General features: G+C 50.1%; 7 protein-coding genes. 6 read left to right on the plus strand and 1 reads right to left on the minus strand.

Features of this window, described 5'->3' with window-relative positions:
- The first annotated feature begins 33 nt into the window (after positions 1–33).
- From R3177_RS12995 to R3177_RS13005, 3 genes are read left to right on the plus strand one after another with little or no spacing between them, the layout of a single operon-like run.
- The gene (locus R3177_RS12995; RefSeq protein WP_318971458.1) at positions 34–162 is read left to right on the plus strand and encodes a cory-CC-star protein; all 129 of its coding nucleotides are present in this window, start codon (positions 34–36) and stop codon (positions 160–162) included.
- Entirely contained in the window at positions 153–1,157 is a 1,005-nt protein-coding gene (locus R3177_RS13000) for an ArsA family ATPase (RefSeq protein WP_318971452.1), read from the plus strand. Before R3177_RS12995 ends, R3177_RS13000 begins: the two co-directional genes overlap by 10 nt.
- Positions 1,158–1,216: 59 nt before the next feature.
- Complete coding sequence (locus tag R3177_RS13005) at positions 1,217–1,537, plus strand: hypothetical protein (RefSeq protein ID WP_318971453.1); 321 nt, start codon at positions 1,217–1,219, stop codon at positions 1,535–1,537.
- Between the two features lie 16 nt (positions 1,538–1,553).
- On the opposite strand, the gene R3177_RS13010 is transcribed toward R3177_RS13005, so the two are convergent.
- Positions 1,554–2,504: a DUF3667 domain-containing protein gene (locus R3177_RS13010; RefSeq protein WP_318971454.1), complete on the minus strand. Its 951-nt coding sequence runs from the start codon at positions 2,502–2,504 to the stop codon at positions 1,554–1,556.
- A 213-nt stretch (positions 2,505–2,717) separates the two neighbouring features.
- Here R3177_RS13010 and R3177_RS13015 point away from each other — a divergent pair, with 213 nt between their 5' ends.
- The 3 genes from R3177_RS13015 to R3177_RS13025 all read left to right on the plus strand — a co-directional run.
- Positions 2,718–3,989 carry an efflux RND transporter periplasmic adaptor subunit gene (locus R3177_RS13015; RefSeq protein WP_318971455.1) on the plus strand — a complete coding sequence of 424 codons (1,272 nt, stop codon included), beginning with the start codon at positions 2,718–2,720 and terminating at the stop codon, positions 3,987–3,989.
- Positions 3,990–4,045: 56 nt separating this feature from the next.
- Complete coding sequence (locus R3177_RS13020) at positions 4,046–4,747, plus strand: ABC transporter ATP-binding protein (protein ID WP_318971456.1); 702 nt, start codon at positions 4,046–4,048, stop codon at positions 4,745–4,747.
- Between the two features lies 1 nt (position 4,748).
- Positions 4,749–5,283: ABC transporter permease (locus tag R3177_RS13025; protein ID WP_318971457.1), on the plus strand; the 535-nt coding region annotated here is incomplete at its 3' end.

A 5,283-nucleotide genomic window follows, 5' to 3' on the forward strand; every position in this document is an offset into this window, starting at 1 on the left:
GACTTGTTTATGCTGCTGATTTTCTCGGAAATGATGGGGGTGCCAAACCCGGCCAGCTATTATACGCTGGAATTACAACCCCTGCTGCTGGAGCGTTTTCATGACTGGCATATTCGTATGGGTATGCCACATTCACCATTGGACAATATCAGATGTTGTTAACTGATAAGCGCTTACTGCTGATAGGGGGTAAAGGGGGCGTCGGTAAAACAACCTGCAGCGCCGCACTGGCTCTTCTGGCTGCAAGCCGTGGTAAAAAGGTCTTGCTGGTCTCGACCGATCCGGCGCACAGTTTAAGTGATGCCTTTGACCGGGTGATTGGCGATAACACAACTCGTCTCTCGCCCAATCTGGATGGATTAGAGTTAGATCCGGACCGGGAAGTCACACAGCATCTGGCCAGAGTCACCGCACAGTTAAAACGTTTCTGCCAACCACAAATGTATCAGGAAATTGAACGGCAGATGCGTTTAACCCGCCAGTCTCCGGGCGCTCAGGAAGCCGCTATGCTGGAGCGTATTGCTGACGTTATTGAACAGGGTCTGAAACATTATGATCTCATCATTTTCGATACCGCTCCAACCGGTCATACGCTACGGCTGCTCAGCCTGCCAGAGGCGATGGCGGCCTGGACCCAGGGCTTACTTAACGCCAACAAGCGCTCAGAGCAACTGGGCGAGGTGTTAACTCATTTATCGCCAAAGGCCGGCCGTGATATCAGCAACCCGTTAGCTGACCCCAGCGAGCATGCCACTGCCGGTATGGATGAGCGTAATAAAGCCATTACTGACACGTTGCTGACCCGCCAGCGCCTGCTGCAGCGAACCCGGCAGATTTTAACCGATGCCAGGCAGAGTGCGTTGTTATTTGTGCTTACCCCGGAAAAACTGCCTATCCTGGAAACAACTCGTGCCATTCAAAGTTTAGCCCGGGAAAACCTGCCGCTGGCAGGGCTGATAGTAAACCGTATTTTACCCGGTTGCGCCGATGGTGAGTTTCTGATAGCACGCCGCGAACAGGAACAACGCCACCTGGCGCAGATTGAACAGGACTTCAGCGGCTTAGCCCAATATAAAGTACCACTGCAGCCAACAGACATTCAGGGGCTTGCTGCGCTGCAACATATCGCAGACTTATTGGAACTTGCCGGCTTATAGCTGATTTTAAGCTGCAAATCAGCTAAGGTATGGTTTTTCGCAACGGGTCTCACTATTAAATGAAAAACCCTGTTTCCTTTTTTACCGTCAGCTGTTTCTGCGCCATCAGCCTGGCGCTGGCTGCTGCGCAAGCTGTGGCCTCGGACGGCAGCAATGATAAAAGCGCAGTGCTGGACAGTTATCTGCAGCGCTGCGTTGAAGTGCTTAGCGACAAAGGCTATAGCAACCCACAGATCAAAGCTGAGTGTAAATGTGAGCTCGATATCATCGACCAGCATTATGATATTTTTCAGCAAATGCTCAGTGCTGAGAAACGCGGCAACCGACAGCAAATTAATGAGTTTAAAAAGCAACTACTTAACTGCAAGATTAAACCCTGAGTCAGAGGGCTGCAGGCTAAGCCCAGAGGATACTCAGTACTATTATGCTCAATAATGCACTGATAAACAGCACCGAATATAAGGTACTGGTTAACCAGAATTTCAGCAGGGTTTTACCCCAGCCCTGCCGGTAGTAATTTTTCTGACATAACAGCAGATAAACCGGGATCCAGAAAAATACCAGTAATGCCAGCCACTCTATGCCATTTTTCAACCAGGGCCACTTAACACTGGCAGCAAGCAAAGACAAGCCCAAATAGCCGGCAAACATTTGCAGAATAAAGCTGTGGCTATGCAAAGCGACAATCAAATGTTCCATGTAGTAGCGATCGGAGCGGATATAAAGCAACTTTAGCAACAGGGCAAACAGGGGCAGCAGCAAAAACATCATCTGCGGTGCCAGACTGAAAAACTTATTTATCGCCAACTTCGGATTGTCAGTGATCTGCTTTAATTTACGGTTAAATTCCTGCTGCGCTTCATCTGACAGAAACGAGATTCGGATTGCCTGTGGCGAGGGTTGAACTGACGTGTCGGCCCGGGCCGTATCTCTGTCAATTTTGCTCATGGTCTCAGACCAGACTTCTCGGGCCTTCTTTTGTTCTTCAGCAATTTGTTGCTGAGTATTGCTATCGGCCCCCTGGATCTTAACTGACTGCTCTGGTAGCAACTGGGCATAGATTAAAAAGGCGATGATTGACGTAAATAAATATAATCGCAATGGCGGCACGTAAGGTACCCGGTGGCCGGCGACATAACGACGGCTTAAAAAACCCGGGCGAAACCATAAGGGGAAAAGTGTTTGCCAGACCCGGGTGTCCCAGTTGCTGAACTCGCCGAAAAATTCTGTTATCACCCCGCCGACATTGCGGATATAACTTTTTTTCTCCTGGCCACACTGATGGCAAAAGTCGCCATAAAGCGGGCTGTGGCAATTATCACAGGACTGCGCTGCGGTGGTTTCCATTCTAAGTTCACCTGTACGTGTCAAACATTACTGATTCTACGTTAAGCAACTGTTTTAGCAACCGTTGTCCGCACAAATATTGCGGACACTTTTATTGTCCGCGGACACTGCAGTCAATCACCCAAAAACCAATTTAGCCATAAATATCAGAAACTTAAAAATTGGCACTAAAGCTGCTATGCATAGTCGCAAGTTGACTAATAAGGGCTGAACATGATCCAGGGTACTGAACAACAAGACATCATAATGCAAAGACCGGTTAAAAGCAGACTGCGTCGCTTTGGGCCGGTTATTGCCATTGCCAGTGTGACTATCATTCTGACATTGGCATTGTTTCAGACAATGGCAGCTAATGGCGCCAGTATTGTTGTCGCACGTAATCAATTGCAGTTAGCCACTGTCATCCGGGGTGATCTGGTGCGGGATATTGCCGTACAGGGCCGGATTGTCGCGGCCAATGCGCCTACTTTGTATAGTCAGGAAACCGGTCAGGTCGAGCTGTTTAAACAACCGGGCGAAGCAGTCAGTCAGGGGGATATTGTCGCTACTATCACCAGCCCGGCGCTGCAGAATGATTTACAGCAGCAGCAAGCCGTGCTTTCCGGTATGACCTCTGAAGCAGAACGCGCCGTGCTGAGCGCCCGCGAGCAGCAACTGGATATCGAACAGGTGATGAATACCGCTCAGGTTAATTTACTTGCAGCCCGGCGCGAGCTGCAACGCGCCACTCAGTCAATTGAAATGGGCGTGATCCGGCAACTTGATTTTGATATCGCCAAAGACAACCTGACCAAAGCAGAACTGGAGTTTGACCACGCCAAACGTAAAGTGGAACTGGCCCGCGATAAACTGACTTTTGAACAAAGCTCGCGGACACAGGATATTCACCGCCAGCAACTGGTCGTTAACGAGCTGCAACGTAAAGTGGCAGCACTGAATATCACCGCGCCGGTAACCGGTCAGTTAGGTAACTGGCTGGTGGAACAGCAAAGTCATGTGCTGCCCGGCCAGGCGTTACTGACTGTTATAGATTTAAGCCAGTATGAGGCTGAGCTGGCAGTGCCAGAGAGCTATGCCCGTGACTTACAGCCCAATCAGCAGGTAGAAATTATGATCGGCAGCCAGCAACTCAATGGCGTGATCAGCTATGTCGCACCGGAAGTTCGCAATAATCAGGTTAGCGCCAGAGTACGTTTTGAGCAGGCCGATACGATGGCCCTGCGCCAGAGCCAGCGCCTGACAGCCCGGGTAATTCTGGAACACAAAGCCGATGTACTTAAAATTGCCCGTGGCGACTTTGTCAGCTCCGGTGGCGGTCGTCAGGCCTATCAGGTACTGGACAATCAGGCGGTACGTAAAAACGTTGAGCTTGGTGCGCTGTCAGTGCAGTGGGTGGAAATTCTCAGCGGCGCCACTGAAGGCGAACAATGGGTCATTTCTAATTTAAGCGACTTTAAAGATCAGAGCCGGGTTAACCTGAATTAACCGCTCAACCATGAATAATCAGCCTGGTATACACCAGATAAAATTAAGGACGAAAAATGATAACACTTACTAATTTAAGTAAAATATTCCGCACTGACCTGATTGAAACCCATGCCCTGCGTGAAGTTAACCTGCAGGTAAATGAAGGCGAGTTTGCCGCCCTGACCGGTCCGTCAGGCTCTGGAAAATCGACCCTGTTAAATATCCTGGGTACGCTGGAAAATTTTGACAGCGGCGATTACCTGCTCGATGGCAGCAGTGTTAAAGGATTATCGGATGCTGCCCTATCCAAGCTGCGCAATGAAAAGATTGGCTTCATTTTTCAAAGCTTTAACCTGATTAAAGACTTCAGTATTTACGACAATATTGAGCTGCCATTACGCTATCGTGGCTTAAAGGCTGCTGAGCGTAAAGAACGGATAGAACAGGCGCTGGAACTGGTTGGCCTGCATGCCAGGCGCGACTATCTGCCGGGCCAGTTATCCGGTGGTCAGCAACAACGGGTCGCGATTGCCCGGGCGATTGCCGGCGAGCCGCGTATTCTGTTAGCTGACGAACCGACCGGTAATCTTGATTCGTTAATGGCACGCCAGGTCATGGAGCTACTTGAGCAAATTAACCAGCGCGGCTGCACGATTCTGATGGTAACCCATGATCCGGAGCAGGCTCGCCGTGCTGGCCGCCATATCCAGATTATTGATGGTCAGTTACATGACAGTACGCTTTATCAGCCACTGGCGTTAGCGCAGGGAGCCTGACATGGATAATCTATTTCACAGCTTCGGTCTGGCGGTTCGCAATATAAAACGCGCACCTTTACCCTATTTACTCACCGTTTTAATTTTAAGTCTCGGGCTTGGCATGTTTTTCTCAAATGCCACGCTTTACTACTGGCTTAATCACGACCCCTTGCCAAATAAGAGTCACACCCTGTTTTACCCGCAGATAAATGCCACGCTGCAGCCCTGCGACAGCTGTACCGAACCCATGCGGGTACTGAGCTATCAGGATGTACAGAAACTCGGCAGTAGTGATATTCCATCGGCTCAGGCAGCTATGTTTCAGTCAGCTGGCTATGCCCGCCTGCCAGGCGATGGCACTGTGAGCCCGACCCCGGTAAAGCTGCGGGTGACCCAGCGCGATTTCTTCACGTTGTTTGATGTTCCTTTTTTACATGGTCAGCCCTGGGCAGATAATACCGCCAGGCGCGAGCTGATAATCACTAAAACCAGCGCCGAAAAATTCTTCGGCCGCAGCAACGTGGTCGGCGAAACGCTGCAACTGGGTAATGAGC

Source organism: Arsukibacterium sp., assembly GCF_033722355.1.
Classification (GTDB): domain Bacteria; phylum Pseudomonadota; class Gammaproteobacteria; order Enterobacterales; family Alteromonadaceae; genus Alishewanella.

What these genes read in the sequence shown, in the direction of transcription:
- R3177_RS12995 (WP_318971458.1), top strand. Translation starts at nt 34, where the DNA reads ATGGGGGTGCCAAACCCGGCCAGCTATTATACGCTGGAATTACAACCC.
- R3177_RS13000 (WP_318971452.1), top strand. Translation starts at nt 153, where the DNA reads ATGTTGTTAACTGATAAGCGCTTACTGCTGATAGGGGGTAAAGGGGGC.
- R3177_RS13005 (WP_318971453.1), top strand. Translation starts at nt 1,217, where the DNA reads ATGAAAAACCCTGTTTCCTTTTTTACCGTCAGCTGTTTCTGCGCCATC.
- R3177_RS13010 (WP_318971454.1), bottom strand. Translation starts at nt 2,504, where the DNA reads ATGGAAACCACCGCAGCGCAGTCCTGTGATAATTGCCACAGCCCGCTT.
- R3177_RS13015 (WP_318971455.1), top strand. Translation starts at nt 2,718, where the DNA reads ATGATCCAGGGTACTGAACAACAAGACATCATAATGCAAAGACCGGTT.
- R3177_RS13020 (WP_318971456.1), top strand. Translation starts at nt 4,046, where the DNA reads ATGATAACACTTACTAATTTAAGTAAAATATTCCGCACTGACCTGATT.